We start from the raw sequence: 26,425 nt of genomic DNA, 5'->3' as shown, positions 1-26,425 counted from the left end.
TAATAACAATTAAATAAAAAATTATGTCAATTAACCTTTTTGATTTAACTGGAAAAATTGCACTTGTTACAGGAGGAGTTCATGGTCTTGGAATGGCTATGGCAAAAGGACTTGGTCATGCAGGAGCAAAAATTGTAATAAATGATCGTTCATCAAGAGAAACAGTAGATAACGCAGTTGCAGAATATAAATCTGTTGGTATTGAAGCTTACGGATATGTATTTGATGTAACTGATGAAGTAGCTGTAATCGAAAATATAAATAAAATCGAAAGCGAAGTAGGTCCAATTGATATCTTAATCAACAACGCAGGAATTATAAAAAGAATTCCTATGATTGAAATGGAAGTGGAAGATTTTGAAGCCGTTATAAAAGTAGATTTAGTAAGTCCTTTTATCATGTCTAAAACAGTTGCCAAAGGAATGATCGAAAGAAGACAGGGTAAAATAATCAATATCTGTTCGATGATGAGTGAATTAGGAAGGGATTCTGTGAGTGCTTATGCTGCAGCAAAAGGAGGTTTAAAAATGTTAACCAAAAATATGGCTACGGAATTGGCTAAATTTAATATCCAAACGAACGGAATTGGACCGGGATATTTTGCAACAAGCCAAACAGCTCCTATTAGAGTAGATGGTCATCCTTTTAATGAGTTTATTATCAGTAGAACACCTGCTGCACGTTGGGGAGATCCGGAAGATTTACAAGGTGCTGCAATATTTTTGTCTTCAAAAGCAAGTGATTTTGTCAACGGACATATCCTGTATGTTGATGGTGGAATTTTAGCGACTATCGGAAAACCATCCAACGAGTAATTCGCAATAATAAAGAAAGAAGAAATGAGCGCAAATCAAACATTCATAAACGATAACTTTTTACTTGAGAATAAATTCGCTGAAGAGTTATATCATAATTACTCAAAAAATCAACCCATAATTGATTATCACAATCACTTAAATCCACAGTTTATTGCCGAAGATAAAATTTTCGACAATATAACACAGGTTTGGATAAACGGAGATCATTACAAATGGCGTGCGATGCGTACATTGGGGATCAACGAGCAATTTGTTACAGGAAATGGTTCAGATAAAGATAAGTTCTTAAACTGGGCAAAAACAGTTCCGTATACGATGCGTAATCCTTTATATCACTGGACGCATTTAGAATTAGCCAGATATTTTGATATTTATGATTTGTTGAATGAAAAATCAGCAGAAAAAATTTACATCGAAACAACAGAAAAAATTAATTCTCAGGCCTACAGTACACAAAACCTGCTTAAAAAAGTTAATGCTGAATTGGTTTGTACTACAGAAGATCCTATTGATAGTTTAGAGTTTCATCAGAAACTATCTAAAAATCCTATTGGAACTAAAATGAGTACAGCTTTCAGACCTGATAAAGCTATCTTAATTTCTAATGATGGTTATAATGCATATCTGGACACATTAGGGGATGTGTCCGGTATTGCAATTAATACTTTTGCTGATTTGCAGGCTGCATTAAGAAAAAGAATTGAATTTTTTAATGCAAATGGATGCAAATTAAGTGATCACGGTTTAGATCAGATTTATTTTGAAGAATTTACAGAAAATGAAATTTCTTCAATCTTCAAAAAGAAAAGAGAAAACAGAATTATATCACCGGAAGAAGCTTTAAAATTCCAAAGTGCTGTTTTGGTATTCTTATCTGAAACGTATCATGAATTTGGATGGGTGCAGCAATTTCACTTAGGGGCATTACGTAATAATAATGCACGTATGCACAGAATTTTAGGACCTGATACAGGTTGGGATTCAATTGGAGATTATCCGCAAGCGCAAAAATTATCAAGCTTTTTAAATGCTTTAGATAGTAAAGATAAACTGACTAAAACAATCATCTATAATTTAAATCCTGCAGATAACGAAGTAATGGCAACCATGATTGGAAACTTCAATGACGGAAGTGTTCGCGGAAAAGTACAGTTTGGTTCAGGATGGTGGTTTTTAGATCAGAAAGACGGAATGACTAAACAATTAAATGCTCTTTCAAACATGGGATTAATTAGTTGTTTCGTAGGGATGTTAACTGATTCAAGAAGCTTCTTGTCTTTCCCTAGACACGAATATTTCAGACGTATTTTGTGTAATCTGTTAGGAGATGAAATCAAACGCGGAGAATTACCTAACGATATGGAATGGATAGGAAAATTAGTTTCAGATATTTCATATAACAACGCAAAAGAATATTTCAAATTCTAATATTTTTAAATCTTTAAGGATTTTTAAAAAGTTTTGAACCATTAAGATATTAAGTTTCATTAAGACGTAAAGCTTAACTTTCTTAATATCTTAATGGTGAAAAAGAAAACGTTCAAGTATAAAGCTTAATTTTTCTTAATCTCTTAATGGTAAAAAAAAGAAAAATCTACTGGTAAAACAATAAAAACAATATGAGTAAAGTAGTTGCATTCGGAGAAATTATGTTGCGTCTTTCGACAGAAAGGCATTTACGTTTTTCACAATCTACAGCATTTGGTGCTTCGTACGGAGGAGGTGAATTTAATGTTTGTGTGTCTTTGGTGAATTATGGCGTAAACGCAGAATTTGTAACAAGATTACCTGAGAATGAAATTGGTACTTCGGCATTAAAAGAAATGCGAAAAATGAACGTAGAGTCTAAAAACATAGTTTATGGAGGTGAACGTTTAGGGATTTATTTTCTTGAAACTGGTGCAGGAACCCGAGGCAGTAACGTGGTTTATGATCGTGCACACAGTTCGATGGCAACTATTCAGAAAGGTACAATTGATTGGGACAAAGTCCTTGAAGGTGCGACTTGGTTTCACTGGAGCGGCATTACGCCTGCAATTTCAGAAAGTGCTGCAGAAGCTTGTTTAGAGGCTATTAAAGTAGCTCATAAAAAAGGAATTACCATTTCTTGCGACTTGAACTACAGATCAAAATTATGGCAATATGGTAAAACTCCAAGTGATGTTATGCCTGAAATGTTAAAATACAGTAATGTTATTTTGGGAGATATAGATACAGCTTATTTCATGTTAGGAATACCTAAAGTGAACCCAAATTATCAGGATGAGAAATCACTCCCGGTTTTGTATACGAAACTATTTGATTTAACTCCTAATTTAAAAACAGTAGCAACTACATTACGTTATTCTGTAAGTGCATCACACCAAAGAATTGGAGGTATTTTGTTTGACGGAAAAGCTATTTATCAGGCAGCTGTTAAAGAAGTTACACCAGTAGTTGATCGTGTTGGTAGTGGAGATGCTTTTATGGGCGGATTAATTTACGGATTACAGCAATATCAAAATAATAACCAAAGAGCATTAGACTTCGCAGTAGCGGCTTGTTGTTTGAAACATACCATTGCAGGAGATTATAATCTGGTTACTTTAAAAGAAGTTGAAAATATGATAGATGGAGATGGTTCTGCATTAGTATCAAGATAATTAAGAAAAGATGGCAAAATATTCAAGAATTGAAGTGGCTTTACAAATGAAAGAGAACGGAATGGTTCCGTTGTTTTTTCATTCAGATATAGAAGTAAGCAAGAAAGTACTAAAGGCATGTTATGATGGTGGTGCGCGATTAATGGAGTTTACAAGCAGAGGAGATTTTGCACATGAAGTTTTTGGAGCTTTAAATAAATATGCTTTGGCTGAATTGCCGGGAATGATGTTGGGTGTAGGTTCTATAACTGATGCAGCAGCGGCTTCATTGTATATGAGTTTAGGAGCTAATTTTATTGTAACTCCTGTTTTTAGAGAAGATATAGCCATAGCTTGTAATCGACGTAAAGTACTTTGGTCGCCAGGTTGCGGTACACTTACTGAAATTGCAAGAGCGGAAGAATTAGGATGTGAAATCGTAAAATTATTTCCCGGAGACATTTACGGACCAGAATTTATAAAAGCCATAAAAGGGCCATGTCCGTGGACAAATATAATGCCTACCGGAGGTGTTTTACCAACCGTAGAAAGCCTTACTTCATGGTTGACTGCCGGCGCAACTTGCGTAGGTATAGGTTCGCAATTAATTTCGAAAGATATACTAGATAAAGAGGATTATGATGGCTTAAAAACGAAAGTAAGCCAGGTTCTTGATATCATCAAAAATATTAAAAATAAATAAGGAGTAATCATACCAATCCTTATTTACAAGAGTTTTTTTAGATTTTAGAGATTGTAACAGAACATTACACTTGAAAAATAAATTTTGTCATTCCTCACAGCAAAATTTACTTTCCTTATACAAGTGTAATGTTTCTTTTACAGCGAAAAAAAATAAACAGCAATAAGGTATTTAGTGGTTATTTATAACACTTTAAAGATTTAAAATGAAACAGTTAAACAGAAAAAATACAGGATTAGAAAAATTACAGCCAATAAAAGTAGTTCAGTTTGGAGAAGGAAATTTCCTGAGAGCTTTTGTTGATTACGCATTTCACAAACTAAATAAAGAAGTTGATTTTAATGCCGGTATTGCAATGGTGCAGCCTTTGAAAGACGGTATGGTACACCTGATTAACGATCAGGACGGTCTTTATACTTTGTTTATGAACGGTATCAAAAAAGGTGAAAAAATACAGGATATTGAGTTGATAACCAATATTGTAAAAGCTATAAATCCGTATACTGAATTTGCAGATTATTTGGCTTTAGCCAAAGAAGAAGAACTTCAGTTTATCGTTTCAAATACTACTGAAGCCGGAATTGAATTCATCGAAAGTGATACTCCGGATATGCAGCCGCCAGTTTCATTTCCTGCAAAGTTGACTGTTTTATTATATGAAAGATTCAAACATTTCAATGGAGATGCTTCTAAAGCGGTAACGATCATTCCTTGTGAATTGATTGATTATAACTCAGAGACGCTTAAAAAATATATTTTACAATATGTTGATTTATGGAAATTAGAGGATGAATTTAAAACTTGGGTGTCAGATGCTTGTACGTATCACAGTACTTTGGTTGACAGAATTGTTCCCGGATATCCAAGAGCTGAAATTGAAGAATACAATAACAAATTGGATTATCAGGATAATTTAATTGTTGCTGCTGAACCTTTCTTCCTTTGGGCTATTGAAGGTGGCGATGATTTAAAAGCAAAATTACCTTTTGATAAAACAGATTTGAATGTAAAAATCGTTGATGATATTCGTCCTTTTAAAATGATTAAAGTTCGTATTCTAAACGGTGCGCACACGGCAATGGTTCCTTTTTCACTTTTATATGGTAATAAATTAGTAATGGAAACGGTTAACGGAGATTTTACCGGAAAATTCGTAAACAGCGTTATTGGTGAAATTAGTGAAACGCTTGATATGGACAAAAATGAAATTACCGCTTATTCTGAAGAGGTAATGGACCGATTTAAAAATCCATTTATCAAACATGCACTTGCTGATATCGCATTAAATTCTATCTCAAAATTCAAAGTAAGAGTTTTACCAAGTTTATTAGGATATTATAATACTAACAAAAAATTGCCTGTTAATTTGACTTTTTCATTAGCAAGTTTAATTCAGTTCTACAAAGGAACCTGGAATAATGAAGCATTGCCTGTAAAAGATTCTCCGGAGATAGTTGAAGCATTTAAAAACGCGTGGCAATTAAAAGCTACAGATTTAGTTGTAGCTAAAATATTGGCTAATACTGAATTCTGGGGTGAAGACTTAACTCAGGTAAAAGGTTTATCTGAAGCTTTGGTACTGGCCTTAAATGAAATTGAAGAAAACGGAATAGAAAAAGGTTTTGCTAATTTTAGCAAACACTATTAATTGGAATAGTTTCTAAAATTCTAAGTTTTCGGGACGCATCTTAGCGACTTAGCACCTTAGCACCTTAGTTACTTTAAAAAAAAACGATCATGCAAAAAAAATTAATAAAAGTCAACCCGGCAGATAACGTAATTGTCGCTTTAACCGATTTGGTACAAAACGAACAAATTATGTTTGAAGGAACTACCGTCTCACCAACAACTGATGTTAAAGCAAAACATAAAATCGCAGAGCAAGATTTTACAATTGGTAATGATATTATAATGTATGGTGTTTTGGTGGGAAAAGCTGCTAAACCTATAAAAAAAGGAGAAGTAATTACCACCGAAAATGTAAAACATCAAAGTGAAAAAGTTTTTGGTAAAAACGGAAATTTAGGTTGGACTCCACCAAATGTAGATCGTTGGAAAGACAAAACTTTCAACGGATACCACCGTACTGATGGACAAGTTGGAACCAAAAACGTTTGGTTGTTTTTTCCATTGGTTTTTTGTGAAAACAAAAATATCGAAAAACTGAAAGATATTTTCGAAAACGAATTAATGCCCAAAAAAGAAGTTTCTTATAAAAATTTGTTACGCTCTTTAATTGAAGAAAAAAGCGTAGAAGAAGTTTCGGATAAGAATTTAAATGAAAATCTTTTAGATAATGTCGAAGTAAAATTTATCAATCATCAAGGTGGTTGTGGAGGGATTCGACAAGATTCAGAATTGTTGGCAAAACTGCTTGCAGGATATGTGAACAACCCAAATGTTGCAGGTGCAACTGTTTTAAGTTTAGGTTGCCAAAATTTGCAAGTTGATATTTTTAAAAAGGCATTGAAAGAAATGAGTCCGAATAGTGATAAAGAAATTTTGATCTATGAGCAACAACAAATTGGAACTACTGATCAAATGTTTCAAATGGTGATTAAAGATTCTTATGAAGCCATTAAAAGAGCCAACAAAATTGAACGCAAACCTGCTCCTCTTTCAAAGCTAAGTATTGGTTTAGAATGTGGAGGGTCTGACGGATTTTCAGGAATTTCAGCTAATCCGGCATTAGGAATTGTTTCAGATATTTTTGCAGCTTTGGGAGGGAAAACAATTTTGGCAGAGTTTCCAGAATTATGTGGAGTTGAGCAAGAATTGATGAATCGATGTGTGGACGAAGAAAAAGCAGATAAGTTTTTAACTTTAATGAAAGCTTTTGAAAAATCAGTTGTAGATGCAGGTTCAGGGTTTGATATGAATCCATCTCCGGGAAACATCAAAGACGGATTAATTACAGATGCAATGAAATCTGCTGGTGCAGCTAAAAAAGGTGGAACTTCACCTGTTGTAGATGTTTTAGATTACGGAGAATATATTTCAAAACCAGGATTAAATCTTTTAAATACGCCAGGAAATGACGCAGAATGTACCACAGGATTGGTTGGATCGGGCGCAACAGTTGTGTTATTTACCACGGGTTTAGGAAATCCGATGGGAAATCCGATTGCACCCGTTGTAAAAATTTCTTCGAACACAGCATTAATTAATAGAATGTCTGATATTATCGATGTAAATGCCGGAACGGTGATTACTGGTGAAAAAACCATTACCGAGGTTGGAGCAGAAATAGTAGATTACATTATAGAATTGGCGAGCGGAAACGTGGAAACAAAAGCAGACCAGTTGAAACAAGATGTATTTATTCCTTGGAAAAGAGGAGTTTCGCTTTAATAACAAAATATAAAAAAAAAACTCACTAAACAGTGAGTTTTTTTTTTTACCATTAAGATATTAAGAAAGTTAAGTTCTAGGTTCATCTCTTAATGATGAAAATTAAGTTTTATTAAGCTAAGCTTTATATTCTTAACATCTTAATGGTTTAAAAAAAAAAAACAAGCTTACTGTTAAATGAGCTTATACAACTTATATGGCAAAAAAATATTAAGAGTTAGATCTTGACGAAGATTTACGAATGTGTAATTCTGGTGCTAAAACAACCTTTTTTTCTATTTTAATGGTTTCGGTTTTGTCTACTTGTTCCAGGAAAACACGTGCTGACATTTTTCCCATTTCAAGTGGTGACTGATCTACAGAAGTTATCGATAATTCCATAAATTTGGTAAAAGGTTCGTTACTAAATCCTGCTACACAAAACTCTTTCGGAATACTGATATTTCTTGATCTTAATTCCTGAATTGCACCTAAAGCAGCGAAATCGCTGGATGAAAATATAGCATCGGGCGGGGTTTCTAACTCTAATAAAATTTCTACTGCATCTTTGCCCGCATCAACAAAACTTTTAACGGGTATAACATATTCTTCCTTAAATTCCATTCCGTTATCTAATAAAGCCTGCTTGTAACCTAAAAATCTGTTTTTGAAAATTTCAAGAGACTGATCTCCGGATAAATGTGCAATACATTTGCAGCCTTCATCAATTAAATGCTTTGTTGTGATGTATCCGCCCTTAAAGTCATTGATGGTTACTGAGCTAACTCCATCAATATGTTTGCTTCTGTCAAAAAAGATAAGGGGAACATTTTTTTGTAATACGTTTTGAAAAGCACCACTGTTTTCGCCAGTAACATCAGTGACTGACATAAGGATACCATCCACTTGCGCATCTATTAATGTATATAAATTCTCATTTTCTCTTTTTGTACTTTCATGAGTTTGGCAAATAATTACCTGATAACCGTGAGGATGAAGTTCCTCTTCGATTCCTCTAATAACAGATGCAAAGAAATTGCTGTCTATACGAGGAACAATAACGCCAATATTATTACTACGACCACTTTTTAACGCTAAAGCTAGTTTGTTTTGCTTGTAGTTCATCGAAGCGGCAGTTTTGATAACCAACTCACGCGTACTTTCCTTTATTTTCGGATTGTTGTTTAAAGCCCTTGAAACAGTAGCGGCAGTGATATTTAATTTTTCGGCAATATCGTAAATAGTTATTTTTTCGCTCATTAAGAAAGGTTTTCGAATTAATCTCAGACAAAAATACATTTTTTTTTATAACAAACATAAATTGTTATCGATTACCATAATTTATAATTAAAACGTTTTCGGTTCAACAATGACAATAAATTATGCTTTTTTTTACATTAACTGTAATTATAATTCATAATAAAAATTAAATATATAAATTTTTTACAAATAAATTTGGTGCGATCGAACTTATTTTATACTTTCGTGTAATCGATTACATATATACATAGTTTTGACTATCAAATAATAAAACTTACTCAAATGATTATAAATAAGATTATAGCATTCAAAACAGTTTTAATCTCTGTAACTGTGGCTTTAATGACTTTATCATGTACAAAGCAAACTTTGACAGTTTCTGATTCAGATCCTTGGAAAAAGATGGAATTAATTATAAAAAGCATTCCTAAAACTCAATTTGCTGATAAAACTTTCAATATAAAAGATTTTGGTGCAGTAGCTGATGGAAAAACTTCAAATACATTGGTTTTTGAAAAAGCAATTAAAGCTTGTGTTGAGAATGGTGGCGGGAAAGTTTTAGTTCCTAATGGTAAATATTTAACAGGGCCTATACATTTAGAAAGTAATGTGAATTTACATTTAGAAGACAATGCCGAAATTCTTTTTAGTATAAATCCAAAAGATTATCCGATGGTTCATACCTCATGGGAAGGAACTGAACTTATGAATTATTCTCCTCTTATATATGCCAAGAATAAAACCAATGTTGCCATAACAGGAAAAGGAACGCTTAATGGTCAGGCTGACGATACAAATTGGTGGATTTGGTCAGGAGGTAAGGACTATGGCTGGAAAACAGGAATTCCATCTCAGAATGATCCTCAAAACCGTGAAGTTTTAATTGAAATGGCTGAAAAAGGTGTTCCGGTTAGTGAAAGAGTTTTTGGAGAAGGCCGCTATTTGCGCCCCAATTTTATTGAGTTTTTTGAATGTAATACGGTTTTAGTAAAAGACATCACTGTAATAAATGCTCCGTTTTGGATTTTACATCCTATAAAAACAAATAATATCATTATTGATGGTGTAACGGTAAATAGTCACGGACCTAACAATGATGGGTGCGATCCTGAATATTCGCAAAATGTACTTATTAAAAACTGCACTTTTAATACCGGTGATGATTGTATTGCCATAAAATCCGGACGTGATGCTGATGGAAGAAGGGTAGCAATACCAAGTAAAAACATTATTGTTCAGAATTGTAAAATGATCGATGGACATGGCGGAGTTGTCATGGGAAGCGAAATATCTGCAGGTGTAAATAATGTTTTTGTTGAGAATTGCATAATGGACAGTCCTAATCTGGATCGTGCAATTCGTATTAAGACAAATTCAAAAAGAGGTGGTGTTTTAGAGGATATTTATGTGAGAAATCTTGAGGTAGGTACCGTAAAAGAATGTGTTTTGCGTGTAACAATGTTTTATAACGTATACGGTTCGCAAACAGGAAATTTTATACCTACAGTAAGAAATATAAACCTTGAAAATATAAAAGTAAAAAACGGTGGAAAATACGGAGTTTGGGCAGAAGGGTATGAAGAATCTCCAGTAGAAAATATTACACTAAAAGATGTAGTAATAGCTAAAGTAGGACAGCCCTACTTACTAAAAAATGTAAAGAATATCAATTTTATAAATACTAATGTGAATGAACAAAAAGTAGAAAATCATTAAAAATTAAAAACTATCAATTTAACCAAAACTATTTAACCAAACTATGAATTTTAAACAATTATCAAAGAAAAAAATAAAATACAATCTAGTATTTTTATTTTTCCTGAATTTCCTGGTGAGTACTACAATACATGCTCAATCTACTGTGGTAGAAGGGAAAATTACAGATGCCGCGGGATTATCACTACCAGGTGTAAATGTCCAGGAGAAAGGAACTAAAAATGGTACCTCTACAGATTTTGAGGGAAGTTTTAAAATTAATGTGACAAATAATAAAGCCATTTTAATAATTAGTTATTTAGGTTTTCAGACACAAGAAGTAAGTGTTGCCGGCAAATCTAAAATCAATGTAAGTCTTTCTGAACAATCAAACTCATTAAATGAGGTTGTGGTTGTGGGTTACGGTACAGCAAAAAAGACAGATTTAACAGGTGCAATTAATACTTTATCTGCAGCGAAAATTACAGAAAGAAATGTTACAAACCCAATGGAAGCTATTCAGGGAGGGATTGCAGGTGTTCAGGTAACTTCTAATTCTGGTCGTATAGGAGATGGTTTTAATGTAATAATTAGAGGAACAAACTCGATTAATAAGGATGGTTCTAAACCTCTTTTCGTTGTTGATGGCGTACCAACTGATAATATCGACTTTTTGAATCCGCAGGATATCGCAAGAATGGATGTGTTGAAAGATGCTTCATCTGCAGCAATCTACGGTTCCAGAGGAGGAAGCGGAGTTATCATCGTTACCACTAAAAGTGGAACAAATGCAAAGTCGGGAGTAACGGTTTCATTTGATTCTTCATATGGTAACAAACAAGCGGTAAGACTGCCTAAATTAATGAGCCCTGAAAAATGGTGGTATTACCATCAATCTGCATTTTTAGCGACTACGATTTCAACTTCAAATCCAACTTATAACGATATCGACGCGGCAGAACTAGAAGCAGCTGTAGGTCAGGCAGGTTCTAATCCTCTTTTGTTTCAAAGAGTAGTGAAAAATAAAAATTATAACTGGCAGGACGGTATCCTTAAAGGTGGAATGACTCAAAATAATTATCTAAATGTTTCAGGTCGTGCTGATAACGGATTATCTTATAACATAGGACTGGGAGTACAAAAAGAAACCGGGGTTATTGATAACGAAGGCATTGATAAGTATAACTTTAAAGCGGGTTTAAATCATAAAGTAAATGATAAAATCTCATTTGGGGTAAATCTTACCATATCTAAAACAAATGAGCAGTTAGGAAGCCCAACTGCAATGCAGGAAGCTTTCAGGCAAAATCCATTTACTTCGCCGTGGGCAATTGATGCAGCCGGTAATGATATCGTGGGTACTTATGCGCAACAGCCAGGTACATTAAAATATCCAAACGGAACATCTGCCATTAATAAAACAGGATCTTATAACCCGTTTTTAGAAATCGCTAATTCTGTTGACGAGATAGATAGATTTACTACAATTGGAAATGTATTCGGAGAATACAAAATCAATAGTTGGTTATCATTTAGATCCACTTTTTCAGCGGGTAAAATGGATGCCAGAGAAGGAAGATCATTTGGTGCACAAACAGATTTTGGACTTAAAAATAAAAGTTTACCATCAGGTGATGTAACCAATGTGCAAAACTTTAATTATACTTGGGACAACCAGTTTAATATCAATTATACATTAGCAAAGGATCATGTTTTTAGTTTCTTAGGACTTCAGAGTTTTTATTCTAATACTACTGAAACTTATTTTGCAGCATCGAGAGAAAATCCTTTCGAAACCAGTTTTTATAATTTAGGATCAGGAGCTCAGCCTACTTACACGTTGACTCCTGGAAGTGGTAGTATTGCTTTAATTCCTTCGGGCGTATTTACTCCATATTCTAAAAATACTTTAGAATCGTATGCAGCTCGTTTTAATTATGCTTACAAAGGACGCTATTTATTGACAGCTTCAGTAAGATACGATGGTTCATCAGTTTTAGCTGATGGAAATAAATGGACTGCATTCCCTTCTGTAGCTTTAGGATGGAATCTTCATGAGGAAGCATTTATGCAAAAACTAGCCTTTGTTTCTAATTTTAAATTTAGAGGAAGTATTGGTTATACAGGAAATGATAATGTTAATCCTTATTCAAGTTTGAGTCTTTTAAAAACACCAACTTATTATGAATATGGTTCGACAGTTGGAAATGGCTATACAGCATCAAGTTTAGGAAATCCGAATTTGGGATGGGAAAAAACAAAAGAGGTCAATTTAGGTTTGGATTTTGGCTTTGTTAATAATAGAATTTCGGGTAGTGTAGATGTTTATAACCGTCTGTCTAAGGATTTACTATTTCAACAAGCTTTACCATTAGAAATTGGAGTTCCTACCATTACATCAAATGTGGGGTCTATTAGAAATAAAGGTATTGAGGTTGCATTAGTTACTAAAAATATTCAGACTAAAAATGTGTCATGGGAAACAAGTTTCACCTTTACAAAGAACGTAAATAAATTAGAGTCTATTTATGGACAAAATAAAGTAGATGATGTTGGAAACAACTTGTTTATTGGTGAAAATGTGCATTCTTACTATAATTTTGTTTTTGATGGTGTATGGCAGGAAAATGAAGCAGTTGAGGCGGCTAAGTATAAACAGAAACCAGGAGAAGCAAAAGTGAAAGATTTAAATAATGACGGTAAAATAGATGCCAATAATGACAGAGCTATTTTAGGTAATTATGATCCTAAATGGTCAGGAAGTTTTTCTACAACATTAAGAGTAAAACAATTTGATTTGTCATTGTCTCTAATTACAAATCAGGGAATGACTGTATTTAGCGGATTCCATGATAATTTTGCTGATGTTACAGATAGAGGTCGTCAAAAATTAGATCTTGGTGATTGGTACGTTCCGGCAAACGGAGCAGATCTTCCTTCTCAATATTCTAATACAAATCCGTTGCCTCGTGGAGCAGGTGTTTACTATGACACTAATAACGTAGCATTTTATAAAGATGCTTCATTTGTAAAAGTTCAAAACATTGCTTTAGGCTATAGCTTTGATCAGGATTTAGTTAGTAAGCTAAAAATTAAAAGTTTAAGATTGTATGTCAATGTGTTAAATCCTTTTGTATTTACAGATTATGAAGGATATGACCCTGAATGGGCAACTGCAGCTTTAGCGGTAAACCGTGTATCTACAATGACTGTTCAGATGGGATTAAGTTTAAAATTTTAAATTAAAAAAAATGAAAAAGATATTATTAATTATAGGAATATTGCTTACTCTAAATTCTTGTTCAGATTTTATAGAGGAAGAAAATCTTGCCTTTGGTTCAGCTGAAACCTATTTTCTTACTGCACCTGGTTTTGAGTCATTGGTAAATACAAATTATGCAACATTAAAGGATATTTACGGTGGTGATCCATGGTTATTTGAAGCAGGAACAGATATGTATTCTGAAGGAAGAAATCCAGAACCGGAAGGGTTGGCTAAATATACAAATTTATCTTCATCAGCTGCAGGAGTTGATCAGTTGTACAGAACTTGTTATATGGCAATTCAACAAGCTAATAAAGGGATATATTATTCTACGCTTACAGAAAAAACAAGTACATTGGATACAAGAGTTGGCGAACTTAAATTTTTAAGAGCAAATGCTTATTTTCTTTTAGTACAAACCTACGGAGGTGTGCCAATTGTATTAGATAATATCAATACAGCAGTAACCTCTTTTGACAGAAACACAGCAGAAGAAGTATATACTCAGATTTTTAAAGATCTTAACGAAGCCCTTCCGGCAGTTGCCGCGGGTGCCTACACAGGAAGAGTTAATAAAAGAGCAGTTCAGGATTTATTGGCAAAAGTGTATTTGACTAAAGGTTACGAAACTTTTGGAACACCAACAGATTTTACAACGGCAGCAACTTTGGCAGATCAGGCAATTGCAGGTCAGGCATTAAATGTATCTTTTGAAGATGTGGTAAAACCAGGTAATGAAATGAATGCTGAGACAGTATTTTCGGTTCAGTTTTCTTCAGCTTCTAATGCAACTGGAACAACTTCTCTTGGGAATTCTCAAAATTATTGGTTTGGCCCTTACTTGGGAGCTGCAGCTGCAGGAAATCCTTATCCGAACAGAAGTTATACACTTTGTCCTACTGTTTATGCAATATCATTATATGAAAAAGGAGATAAACGTTGGGAAAGTACTTTTATGACAGAAATCTTTGCGAGATATTACGATTTGTATAGTACAACAGCAGATAAATCAGCTTCAAAAGTGACTCATTTCTATGAGCCAAAATGGTTTACTCCGTTAGAAAGAGCTGCATATATTGCTTCTCATCCTAATTTGGGTAAAATTGTTGCGCCTTCCCTAACGCCTCCGGGTTATCATGTTTGGGGATCTTACTCTTCATCTGCTCCTTCAGGAGGTGATTATAATCTTATTCCGGTTAGAAAATTTGATGACCCTAGTGCTCCATATAGTGGTGCTACAAGTGCGAACTATAATACAACGCCAATTACTGCTGCCACAAACAGAAGCAGTACACGTGATTTTATTATTGCAAGACTTGGGGAAACTTATTTAGTTGCTGCCGAAGCTTATTTTAAAGCAGGTCAGCCTACACTTGCATTAGCACGTTTAAACGAAGTACGAAGAAGAGCAGGTGGTGGTGTAGTAGGAGCAATTCCGGTAGTAACTTCTATCGATATTAATACAATATTAGACGAAAGAGGAAGAGAATTATTAGGTGAATATCACCGTTGGTTCGATTTAAAACGTACAGGAACATTGGTTCAAAGAACTGTTTTGTATAATCCTAAAGTTACTACTGAAGCAGCTTTTGCAGGGCAAAATGGTCAACAGAAAATTTTAAGACCAATACCACAATCTGCATTAGATTTAAATAGAAATAAAAATTTCCCTCAAAATCCGGCATATTAAAAATCTGGTATAATTAGTAATTTAAAAATTTTTGAGGTTTTGTTTTTTTGAAGAAGTTAAAAAGGAGTTCGATCATGAATCGGGCTCCTTTCTTAACGAAATAATAGTTCGCTTGAAATGAAAAGAATGTTGTTAGTATTATTGTTTGTTTATCAGGGTATTATAGCACAAGGTTATAGTATTGATACGTCATACACCGTAAAAAGTACTTACGTCAAACTAATTAAAAAATATCCTTTTATAAAAATTGCAGAAGCAAATAAAGGAGTAAATGATAAACAAATTGAGAATGTAATTTATTATAAAGACAAAAACAGAGCATTGCATTTGGATGCTTTTTTTAATACTAGCATAAAAAATAATCCAGGCGTAATCATGATTCATGGTGGCGGATGGAGATCAGGAAATAAAAATCAAATGCGCGTTTTAGCGCAGGAAATAACGACAAAAGGTTATTCTTGTTTTGCAATAGAATACAGGTTATCACTGGAAGCAAAATATCCACAAGCGATTTACGATGTAAAAAATGCTATTAAATTTATCAAAGATAATGCAAAAAGATTCCATGTAGATCCAGACAAAATTGCCGTTTTAGGTTGCTCTTCGGGAGGACAAATGGCAGCTTTGATTGGTACAACCAACGAAGATTTAGCTTTTGAAGATGCGAAGTATAAAAGTAAATCATCTTCAAAAGTACAGGCAATTATTGATATTGATGGAATATTAGCTTTTAAACATCCAGAATCAGAAGAAGGAGAAATGGCAGCTTTCTGGCTAAACGGAAGTTATGAGGAAAACCCGGAAAACTGGAAACAAGCATCGGCTTTAAATCATGCCAATAAAAACACACCGCCAACACTATTTATAAATAGCAGTTTTGACCGGTTTCATGCAGGACGAGATGATATGATTGCGATTTTAAATCAAAATAAGATTTATAATGAAGTCAAAACAATCAAAAATTCACCTCATTCCTTTTGGTTTTTTCAGCCTTGGTTTGACGAAACGGTAGAGTATACCACACAATTTTTAGACAGAATATTCAAATAATTATAATAAAAATGAAAATAAAAATCACATTAGTAACCTTATTTTTAGTTGGAGTTACAGCGGTTAATGCTCAAAAATATGACATTAAGACGGCGAAAACGTATGCCGAAATATCTGCGAAAACGGATGGGAAATGGGAAGGACGTAAATACATTGGAGGAACTGTTTTTAAAAATGTGGATCGATTAAAACTTGCTCCTGAACATACAGACCATTCTTTTGATATTCGTTACGAAGGTCCGGGTTGGGAGAGTAATCGAATAGGATATCGTTTATACCTGGATTGGAGAAATGCTATTGATATTTTTGGAAAGAAAACTTCAGCGAATATTTTACCGCTTGTAGGGCAGGATAATTTTGATTCGTATCATGAAATGAGCGACTGGGGTGCAGATATTCTTAAAGCCGGAAAAGGAATCGGAATTGGGTCTATAGATCGTTATTTAAACAATGAAAAATTACACTTTCGTGAAGTAGACTCAACCATTGCAACTGTGGTCAACAAAACGAGCGAATCTGGTGTAAAAGTGAATTACTACGGATGGAAAACGGCTTCTGATAAAATCGATTTTACATCAGTGTTAACCATTAAACCAGATCAGCTGTACACACAACATACGATTCAGGCATCAAAAGAAATTAAAGGAATTTGTACGGGAATTGTAAAGCAAAAAAATACAGAATTACTTAAAAAAGAAAGTAAAAATAAAAAATGGGCGTATTTAGCGACTTACGGCGAGCAATCATTGGTTCCGGATAAGTTAGGAATGGCTATTTTTTATCAAACAAATACCATCGAAAATGTGGAGGATACCACTTTAGATTATCTTTTGGTTTTTAAACCTACTACGAAAGCTACTTCTTTTTACTTTTTAGGCGCTTGGGAACAAGAACCAAACGGAATTAAATCAAAAGAAGAATTCGTGAAGTATTTAGATCAAAAGTTAGAATTACTGAACAAGAAAGGTAAAATGTAGTTTTGAAGAAATTAAAAAAAGATTAAAAATTAAAAATCTGCTTGATCTGCTAAATCTGCGAGAACAAGTATTAATCTTTTATCGGATAGCTATCGGGGTTTGTAAAAAGATATCCAGTGCTAAAAATTGAATATATGTTTAAGTTAGCTTTTATAAAAGTAAATTTCAATAAAGTTGTATTTACATTGCTACTCATTTTAAGTAGTAAAGCAATAGCGCAAGAAAATAAAATTGCTGTTCTTCCTGACAATTTAAAATGGTCGGAGAGAACGGCATTTACTATTTTGAATACCTATCCTAAAGCGTCGCAGATCGACGGGACTAAAAAGCCAAAATGGGATTATAAAATGGGATTGGTTTTGTTTGCTTTTGAAAAATTATATCAAAAAACAAACGACAAAAAATACTTCAATTATATAAAAGAATATGCTGATGAATTAATCGATGCTGATGGAAATATTTTAGATTATAATAGTAAAGATTACAACATTGATTGTGTAAATCCTGGAAAATTACTTTTTAATTTATATGATGAAACCAAAGACAACCGCTATCAAAAAGTTATAGAGCAATTGAGGACTCAAATTGAGAATCAGCCAAGAACAGCAAGCGGAGGTTTTTGGCATAAACAAATATATCCCAATCAAATGTGGATAGATGGTTTGTATATGGCTGAACCTTTTTATACACAATATACAGTTAAGTATGAAAAAGGTAAAGCTTTGGATGATATTGCCAAACAATTTGAATTGGTGCAAAATCATTTGGTCGATCAAAAAACAGGATTGGTATATCAGGCTTGGGACGAGAGTAAAGAAATAGCATGGGCAAATGCCGTAACAGGAACATCTCCAACAATCTGGGGACGCGGTATAGGTTGGTACATGATGGCTTTGGTAGAAACGCTGGATTATTACCCTAAAACAAATCCAAACTATAAAAAGCTGGCAGACTATTTGAACCAGATGGCAAAAAGTGCAGTCGAACATAAAAGTGCATCAGGTCTATGGTATCAGGTGGCGGATAAACCTGATTTGAAAGGCAATTATTTAGAGTCGTCATCGTCTGCGATGATTATCTATAGTCTGGCAAAAGGAGCCAATAAAGGATATCTAACGTCAGGTTATAAAAAAATCGCTCAAAAATCATTTGATGCGTACCTTAAGGAGTTTGTAAAAAAAGGTACAAATGGAGAAGTAATGATTTCAAATGTATCCTCGAGTGTTGGTTTAGGAGGAAAACCTTTTCGTGACGGAACAAATGAATATTACGTAAATAGTAAAGCAAAAGATAATAGTTCTCCGGCTTTAGCAGCATTTTTATTGAGTGCAATAGAATTAAAAAAATAAAAAAATTAAATATCTTAAAAAATGAAAAATACTAAAAGACAAAGTTATTTTACATCAGTTGTTTTAGTTTGTTTAATAGCTTTTACAAGCTGTAAAGTAACTTCTCAGGAACCTTCAAAAAAAGAAATCACTATTTCTAAAAATTTAAAATGGTCTGATAAAATGGCTTTGACCTTAATGAAACGTCATCCTGAAGCCTATATGATTGATGATTCTAAAAAACCGAAATGGGATTATGTTCATGCTTTGGTTTTGCATTCGATCGAAGAATTGTACAAGAAAAATCCGGATGCAAGATATAAAACATACATACGAGGTTATGTAGATGAGTTAGTGCAAAATGACGGAACTATTAAAACCTATGAATTAGACAAATACAATATTGATCTGGTGGTGCCGGGACGTTTGCTTTTTGATATATATGCTGTATCAAAAGAAGAAAAATATCTAAAAGCAATGCAGTTAGTGCGCAAACAAATTGCTGAGCAGCCACGCACGCAAAGCGGAGGCTTTTGGCATAAAAAAATATACCCAAACCAAATGTGGTTAGATGGGTTATATATGGGAGAACCATTTTATGCACAATATACTCTTACTTTCGAAAACGGAGAAAAGTTTGATGACATCGCAAAACAATTTGAGGTAATTCAGTCGCATGCGACAGATCCAAAAACAGGTTTATTGTACCATGCCTGGGATGAAAGTAAACAAATGCCTTGGGCCAATAAAGAAACAGGTAATTCTCCAAATTTCTGGTCAAGGGCTTTGGGCTGGTATGTAATGGCGCTTGTTGATGTATTGGATTATATGCCAAAAGATCATCCAAAACAAAAAGAATTAGTACAATACCTTAACAATGCATCAGCGGCTTTGGCTAAATTTCAGGATAAATCAGGTTTATGGTATCAGGTAACTGATAAAGGTAATAAAGAAGGAAATTACCTTGAAGCTTCAGGATCATCAATGTTTGCTTATGCTTTTGCAAAGGGAGCCAACAAAGGATATCTGCCAGCAAGCTATAAAAAATTAGCGAACAAAGCTTTTGACGGATTGACTAAAAAATTAATAAAAGTAGATGCTGATGGCGGAATAACGCTTACTCAAGCTTGCCAGGTGGCTGGTCTGGGCGGAACTCCCTATCGTGATGGATCATATGAATATTATGTAAACGAAAAGAAAAAAGACAATGATCCTAAAGCTACAGGACCTTTTATTCTGGCTGCTATAGAATTGAATAGATAACTTCTATTACGTTTAATCAACCAGTTTGTCATTTCGACGAAGGAGAAATCCCCGCAAGTAATTCCGCAAAGAAAGTCACCAATTTTTAGATCAACTCTTGCAATTCAATTCGTCTATTACCTATTGCTCGTGTCTCTTTCGTTGAATTGATAAAAAACAGGTTAAAACTTACTTCGCAATTAAAACCTGTCGGGGTTAATTGGAAAGTATAATAAATACCAAAAATGAAAAATTTCAAAGCCCTCTTTCTTTTATTATCCATAATCACGATACAAAAGAATTTTGCTCAGGTTTGGGTGCCGGATAACGGAGACGGAACGTATACCAATCCTATAATTCATGCCGATTATTCGGATCCTGATGTGGTGCGCGTAGAGGATGATTTTTATATGACGGCATCCTCTTTTAATTGCATTCCCGGATTACCCATTTTACATTCGAAAGATCTCGTAAATTGGAAAATTTTGAGTTATGCTTTGCCAAAACAACCTCCGTTTGAAACTTTTAATAAAGTGCAGCATGGCAATGGTGTTTGGGCGCCGAGTATTACTTTTCATAATAATGAATTTTATATTTATTATCCTGATCCTGATTTCGGAATTTATATGATTAAAGCTAAAAAAGCAGAAGGCCCGTGGTCTGAACCTCTTTTGGTAAAAAGTGGCATCGGACTTATCGATCCTAGTCCTTTATGGGATGATGATGGGAAAGTGTATCTGGTTCATGCCTTTGCCGGAAGCCGGGCACAAATAAAGAGTCTGATCGTGGTTTGCAGTATGAATGCCGAAGGAACAATAGCCAATAATGATGAAGTGATGGTTATAGACGGACATGAAAGCGAAGGCACAATCGAAGGACCAAAATTTTATAAACGAAATGGTTACTATTACATTTTTGCTCCTGCAGGTGGGGTTTCTACCGGTTGGCAAACTATTTTAAGATCAAAAAATGTGTACGGCCCCTATGAAAAAAAGAAAGTTTTGGAACAAGGAAAAACTGCCATAAATGGTCCGCATCAAGGTGCATGGGTGCAAACGCAAACAGGAGAAGACTGGTTCATTCATTTTCAGGACAAAGGTGCTTATGGCAGAATTGTACATCTTCAGCCCATGAAATGGGAAAAAGATTGGCCCGTAATGGGACAGGATTTTGATAAAAACGGAATTGGAGAACCGGTTACAACATTTAAAAAACCAAATGTAGGTAAAAAACATCCAATAGAAACTCCTGCAGAATCTGATGAGTTTAATGAGCCAAAATTAGGTTTGCAATGGCAATGGCAGGCGAATTCTCAAATCAATTGGGGTTTTCCAACAAGTTTAGGATATCTTAATTTATTTTGCCAGACTACTATAAAAGACAATCAGAAAATTTTTGACGCGCCCAACTTATTGCTTCAAAAGTTTCCCGCAGAAGAGTTTACTGTCACCACTAAACTGACTTTTAATACAAGGCTAAATGCGGAATCGACAGGACTTATAATAATGGGATTAGACTACAGTTATCTTAATTTTAAAAATGATAAAGGGAAGCTCTATCTCAATCAGAAAACAGGAACTTTTGATAAAAAAATTTTGGAGACAGAAACCACTCCTGTTTTAATAAAAAACAATATTATTTACCTTAGGGTAAAAGTTAAAAAGGGAGGTGTTTGCAGTTTCTTTTATAGTTTAGATGATAAAAAATATCAGTCTATAGGATCTGATTTTGTTGCAAAAGAAGGAAAATGGATTGGGGCCAAAGTTGGTCTTTTTGCCTTGAGCGAAAAAGTAACAAACGATTCAGGAAATGTTGTGGTAGATTGGTTTAGAATAACAAAATAAGCTTAAAATGATTCAATTTAAAAAATATATAGTATTAGTTTTATTTAGTATTTGCTTTGTAGTAAATGCTCAAAACACCTATAAAAACTGGCCGGATATTATTCGTAAAAATGATGCAGGATGGTTTGGTACAGATGAGGCTAAAAAAATAGCAGAGAATGTTTTGTTGTATCAACGAGATATTGGCGGATGGCCAAAAAATATTCAGATGCAGGAAGAGCTAACCGCGCAGCAAAAAAAGGATTTACTAGCCCTTAAAAGTTCGACTAAAGAAATTACTACAGACAATAGCGCAACCTGTCAGGAAATGCTTTTTATGTCTAAAATGTATGCGCAGGTCAAGGACGAGCGCTATAAAGAATCTTTTTTAAAAGGTTTAAACTACTTATTTGAGGCCCAATATAGTAATGGGGGATGGCCTCAGTTTTTTCCACTGAAAAAAGGGTACTACACACACATTACATACAATGATGATTCGATGGTGAATATACTAACCATTATGAAACATGTAAGTGACGATAATGATTTTTTTAGTATAAAACCATCAAAGGAAATTATCGAAAAAGCTAAAAAATCTTTCGATAAAGGAATTGATTGTATCTTAAAAACGCAATACAGACAAAATGGAGTTTTAACGGCTTGGTGCGCGCAACATGATGAAGTTACTTTTGCTCCCGCAAATGCAAGAGCTTTTGAACTGGCGTCTTTAAGCGGGTATGAATCAGCTAAGATTGTTTTACTGTTAATATCGATTGATAAACCTTCGCCCGAAATAGTGACGGCAGTAAAAAGTGCACATATTTGGTTCGAAAAAACAAAAATCACTAATCTTGAGGAGAAACGTATTTTAAACGATGACGGAAAAATTATTGATAAAAAAATGGTTGTTTCTCAAAATGCTGCACCAATTTGGGCAAGATTTATGGAGCTTGACAACAATGAACCATTTTTTTGCGACCGTGATGGAGTTAAGAAAAAATCTATTGACGAAATTGGTGCAGAGCGCAGAAACGGCTATTCCTGGTATACAGATGCCCCAAAAGAAGTATTGAAAAAATACCCTGCATGGGCGATTAAAAACGGAATTAAATTATCCGCAGCAGAGACTTCAGACAAAAAAAAAGCTAACTTTTTTACTGTTGCTTTAGACGGCTCAGGTGATTTTACAAAAATTCAGGATGCTATAAATGCAAGTCCTTCATTTCCATATGAAAAAATAACGGTTTTCGTAAAGAATGGAGTTTACAATGAAAAGATTAAAATTCCGGAGTGGAATACTCATTTAGCGCTTGTTGGTGAAAGCAGGGAAAATACCATTATTAGTTTTGATGATAATTTTTCGAAAATCAACACAGGAAGAAATAGTACCTTTTTTACCTATACGATTTTGGTAGAAGGCGATGATTTTTCAGCATCAAATTTAACGATAAAAAATGCTTCGGGTGATAACGGACAAGCAATTGCATTGTCTGTGGTAGCAAATCGAGCTAAGATATCAAACTGTAATATTCTAGGCAATCAGGATACTTTGTATGTGTCAGGAAAAGATGCAAAGCAATATTTTAAAGATTGTTATATCGAAGGTACAACCGATTTTATTTTTGGAAGCGCTACTGTATTATTCGAAAATTGTGAAATTCACAGTATCAAAAATTCCTATATCACAGCAGCTTCAACTCCTCAGGATACTACTTTTGGATATGTTTTTAAAAAATGCAAACTTACCGCTGAACCAGCTGCTACATCAGTTTATTTGGGCAGACCCTGGCGTATTTATGCCAAAACAGTTTATATCGATTGTGACATGGGAAAACATATCAAACCAGAAGGCTGGCATAACTGGTCAAAACCCGAAGCAGAAAAAACTGCTTTTTATGCAGAGTTTAATTGCAAAGGCGAAGGTTTTCAGCCTAAAAAAAGAGTTTCATGGTCACATCAGCTTTCAAAAAAAGAGGCAGCAAAATATACATTAGAAAATATCTTAAAAGATTCTATTGCTAATTGGTATTCGAAGTAAAAAAATTAGCCCACAGATTTTAACGGATTAAACGGGTTTTCGCTGGTTTCTTTTCTTGTTTTTTATCAAAAAAAACTAAGATCTGCCCAATCTGCGAGACTTTTTTAAACGTTAGGTTTTTGACTAATTAAAAAAAATTAGTTTGCTTTATGTAATAAAAAAATCCGCGAAAAACCGTTTAACCGGTTACAACCCGTGGGCCAAACCAAAATAAAATATAACATTATGAATTTTAAGTGTCTCATTTTTCTACTGATTTCATTTGCTTCTTTTGCACAGCAGACTGAATTTCCATCGGCAAAAGTAGATGCTATTGTCAACAGAATTCAGCTTCCGGTTATTCCATCTTATCAAATAAATGTTTTAAAGTTAGGAGCAAAAGGAGATTCTGTTACCAATAATAAAGCTGTATTTGATAAAGCCATGGCGTTGTGTAAAAAGAACAAGGGCGGAACGATAATTGTGCCCAAGGGGATTTATAAAATCAATGGTCCAATTCATTTTGTGAGTAACGTTAACCTTAAAATTGAAAAGGGAGCAAAAATTAAATTCAGTGATAACCCGCAAGACTACTTACCCATGGTTTTAACAAGTTGGGAAGGAACAATGTTATACAATTACAGTCCGCTAATATACGGTTACGAATGCTCAAATATTGCTATAACCGGCGAAGGAACTATTGATGGAGAAGGAGGTAAGGTCTGGAAAAGCTTTAAGGTCAAAGAGGGAGCAGGAAAAAATCTAAGCCGCGATATGAATCATAATCATATTCCGCTTAAAGACAGGAAATTTGGGGAGGGGCATTTTTTACGTCCGCAAATGATTCAGTTTTTCAATTGCAGAAATATTTTGGTGGAGAATATTCGTATCGAAAATTCCCCTTTTTGGTGTTTACATTTATTAAAATCCGAAAGTATCACGGTTCGTGGAGTACGTTATAAATCGTTAAATTATAATAACGACGGTATTGATCCTGAATATGCAAAAGATGTTTTAATCGAAAATGTAACTTTCGATAATGGTGACGACAACGTGGCTATTAAAGCAGGAAGAGATCATGAAGGAAGAGCAAATTCAGCCACACCAAGTGAAAATATTGTAATTAGAAACTGCAATTTTAAAGGACTTCATGGCGTTGTAGTTGGCAGTGAAATGTCAGCAGGAGTACAAAATGTTTATGTTGAGAATTGTAAAACCGTTGGTTATCTAAAAAGAGGAATCTATTTAAAAACTAATGCCGATAGAGGAGGTTTTATTAAAAATGTTTTTGTGCGAAATATCAAACTCGATGAGGTCGAAGATTGCTTATATATCACTGCAAATTATCACGGAGAAGGCAATGGTTTCCAGTCTGAGATTTCGAATATTTCTTTCTCGGATATTACCTGCAACAAAGCCACAGAAAATGGAATTGTAATTCAGGGATTTCCGGATAAAAAGATCAGGAATATCTCTTTAAGGAATATTGAAATCAAATCTGCTAAAAATGCGTTATCGAATGAGAATGCAGAAAACGTTCTAATGACAGATGTATTTATAGGGCAGCGCGCAACAGTTCCATCGGCAGCGAAATAGTTTTTTTTGAAGGACTGAGAGACTGAGGAATTAAGGGACTAAGGCTTTTAGCTGCTAAGGTTAAAAGAGGTTCCTGATACGGGCTCAGGACTTTTTATTGTCAATACCAACGCGACCCACCATTAAATTAAAAAATGATTAACATCAATAATATATTAAAATGAAAAAATATATAGTACTAACATTGCTTATAAGTACAGTTTGTTTTGCACAAAAAACAGCAGTCTATTGTATTGGAGATTCGACAATGGCAGACAAGAAAGGTCCTGAACGTAACCCGGAACATGGGTGGGCACAGGTGCTGCAGCCATTTTTTAATGATAATATTGTTATAATAAATAAAGCTGTAAACGGCAGAAGTACCAAAAGTTTTATCAATGAAAAACGTTGGGACTCTGTTTATAATAAGCTTAAAAAAGGAGATTATGTTTTTATTGAATTTGGACATAATGATGAAAAAATAGAAGATTCTACGCGATATACTAATCCGCATACAGCTTACCGACACAATTTAATTCGCTTTGTAAAAGAAAGCCGTGAAAAAGGTGCAATTCCAATATTGCTTACTTCTATAGCAAGACGTAATTTTAATGAAAAAGGAGTGTTAGTGCCTACTCACGGAGATTATCCACTAGAAACAAGATTAGCAGCACAAGAGTACAATGTACCACTTATAGACCTGGAATATCATACTGAACTATTAGAACAATCTTACGGACCAGAAAAATCAAAACAATTGCATTTGCATTTTAAAGCCGGAGAAAATGCTTATTATGATAAAGAAAAAGCAGATGATACACATCTTTCAAAGAAAGGGGCTGTTGAAGTTGCCGCTATAGTCGTACAGCAGCTTAAGATCCTACAGGATAAATCCCTGGAGAAACTTAAAAAATCAATGAAATAGCAATACTTCACAATGAATTTACTGCTAAAGTAAGTCTTTCGATTGCTTTTGAAAATCAAGTTATCATCATTGATGATTTCGGAAAATGTTTTGTGATTAAAATATA

The 26,425-nt window shown here is 34.1% G+C and carries 18 protein-coding genes; 17 read left to right on the top strand and 1 reads right to left on the bottom strand.

Annotated elements, in window-relative coordinates; translation table 11 throughout:
- Positions 1-23: 23 nt before the first annotated feature.
- The 6 genes from FLP_RS08220 (at position 24) to FLP_RS08195 (ending at position 7,493) form a co-directional block, all read left to right on the top strand.
- On the top strand, positions 24-815 hold the full coding sequence (locus FLP_RS08220) for a gluconate 5-dehydrogenase (protein ID WP_065449037.1): 792 nt from the start codon (positions 24-26) through the stop codon (positions 813-815).
- Positions 816-839: 24 nt separating this feature from the next.
- On the top strand, positions 840-2,246 hold the full coding sequence (gene uxaC / locus FLP_RS08215; RefSeq protein ID WP_065449036.1) for a glucuronate isomerase: 1,407 nt from the start codon (positions 840-842) through the stop codon (positions 2,244-2,246).
- A gap of 191 nt (positions 2,247-2,437) precedes the next feature.
- Positions 2,438-3,460 (top strand): sugar kinase, encoded by a 1,023-nt coding sequence (locus tag FLP_RS08210; protein ID WP_065449035.1) that lies wholly within the window; start codon positions 2,438-2,440, stop codon positions 3,458-3,460.
- Positions 3,461-3,470: 10 nt separating this feature from the next.
- Positions 3,471-4,142: a bifunctional 4-hydroxy-2-oxoglutarate aldolase/2-dehydro-3-deoxy-phosphogluconate aldolase gene (locus FLP_RS08205; RefSeq protein WP_065449034.1), complete on the top strand. Its 672-nt coding sequence runs from the start codon at positions 3,471-3,473 to the stop codon at positions 4,140-4,142.
- A gap of 205 nt (positions 4,143-4,347) precedes the next feature.
- Positions 4,348-5,790 (top strand): tagaturonate reductase, encoded by a 1,443-nt coding sequence (locus FLP_RS08200; RefSeq protein WP_065449033.1) that lies wholly within the window; start codon positions 4,348-4,350, stop codon positions 5,788-5,790.
- Between the two features lie 89 nt (positions 5,791-5,879).
- On the top strand, positions 5,880-7,493 hold the full coding sequence (locus FLP_RS08195; RefSeq protein ID WP_065449032.1) for a UxaA family hydrolase: 1,614 nt from the start codon (positions 5,880-5,882) through the stop codon (positions 7,491-7,493).
- A gap of 210 nt (positions 7,494-7,703) precedes the next feature.
- On the opposite strand, the gene FLP_RS08190 is transcribed toward FLP_RS08195, so the two are convergent.
- Entirely contained in the window at positions 7,704-8,732 is a 1,029-nt protein-coding gene (locus tag FLP_RS08190; RefSeq protein ID WP_065449031.1) for a LacI family DNA-binding transcriptional regulator, read from the bottom strand.
- Between the two features lie 342 nt (positions 8,733-9,074).
- Between FLP_RS08190 and FLP_RS08185 the strand changes: the two genes are divergently transcribed.
- The 11 genes from FLP_RS08185 (at position 9,075) to FLP_RS08135 (ending at position 26,319) form a co-directional block, all read left to right on the top strand.
- Positions 9,075-10,448 carry a glycoside hydrolase family 28 protein gene (locus FLP_RS08185; protein WP_394364245.1) on the top strand — a complete coding sequence of 458 codons (1,374 nt, stop codon included), beginning with the start codon at positions 9,075-9,077 and terminating at the stop codon, positions 10,446-10,448.
- Between the two features lie 43 nt (positions 10,449-10,491).
- A complete protein-coding gene (locus FLP_RS08180) occupies positions 10,492-13,668 on the top strand; it encodes a SusC/RagA family TonB-linked outer membrane protein (RefSeq protein WP_065449029.1) in 3,177 nt (1,058 codons plus the stop codon).
- A gap of 10 nt (positions 13,669-13,678) precedes the next feature.
- On the top strand, positions 13,679-15,382 hold the full coding sequence (locus FLP_RS08175) for a RagB/SusD family nutrient uptake outer membrane protein (RefSeq protein ID WP_065449028.1): 1,704 nt from the start codon (positions 13,679-13,681) through the stop codon (positions 15,380-15,382).
- Positions 15,383-15,508: 126 nt separating this feature from the next.
- Positions 15,509-16,432: an alpha/beta hydrolase gene (locus FLP_RS08170; protein WP_243397508.1), complete on the top strand. Its 924-nt coding sequence runs from the start codon at positions 15,509-15,511 to the stop codon at positions 16,430-16,432.
- 11 nt (positions 16,433-16,443) lie between these two features.
- On the top strand, positions 16,444-17,409 hold the full coding sequence (locus FLP_RS08165) for a DUF4861 family protein (protein WP_065449026.1): 966 nt from the start codon (positions 16,444-16,446) through the stop codon (positions 17,407-17,409).
- 134 nt (positions 17,410-17,543) lie between these two features.
- Entirely contained in the window at positions 17,544-18,758 is a 1,215-nt protein-coding gene (locus FLP_RS08160) for a glycoside hydrolase family 88/105 protein (RefSeq protein ID WP_065449025.1), read from the top strand.
- 21 nt (positions 18,759-18,779) lie between these two features.
- Positions 18,780-20,000, top strand: a complete 1,221-nt coding sequence (locus tag FLP_RS08155) for a glycoside hydrolase family 88/105 protein (protein WP_065449024.1) — start codon at positions 18,780-18,782, stop codon at positions 19,998-20,000.
- Positions 20,001-20,224: 224 nt separating this feature from the next.
- Positions 20,225-21,823: a glycoside hydrolase family 43 protein gene (locus tag FLP_RS08150; protein ID WP_065449023.1), complete on the top strand. Its 1,599-nt coding sequence runs from the start codon at positions 20,225-20,227 to the stop codon at positions 21,821-21,823.
- A 7-nt stretch (positions 21,824-21,830) separates the two neighbouring features.
- Positions 21,831-23,840 (top strand): pectate lyase, encoded by a 2,010-nt coding sequence (gene pelA / locus FLP_RS08145; protein ID WP_065449022.1) that lies wholly within the window; start codon positions 21,831-21,833, stop codon positions 23,838-23,840.
- 225 nt (positions 23,841-24,065) lie between these two features.
- Complete coding sequence (locus tag FLP_RS08140; RefSeq protein WP_065449021.1) at positions 24,066-25,415, top strand: glycoside hydrolase family 28 protein; 1,350 nt, start codon at positions 24,066-24,068, stop codon at positions 25,413-25,415.
- Positions 25,416-25,575: 160 nt separating this feature from the next.
- Positions 25,576-26,319 carry a rhamnogalacturonan acetylesterase gene (locus FLP_RS08135; protein ID WP_065449020.1) on the top strand — a complete coding sequence of 248 codons (744 nt, stop codon included), beginning with the start codon at positions 25,576-25,578 and terminating at the stop codon, positions 26,317-26,319.
- Positions 26,320-26,425: the final 106 nt, after the last annotated feature.

Origin of the sequence: Flavobacterium piscis, assembly GCF_001686925.1 — a bacterium.
Taxonomy (GTDB): domain Bacteria; phylum Bacteroidota; class Bacteroidia; order Flavobacteriales; family Flavobacteriaceae; genus Flavobacterium; species Flavobacterium piscis.
The sequence above is the reverse complement of the archived record's forward strand: the minus strand, read 5'-3'. Positions and strand labels throughout refer to the sequence as shown.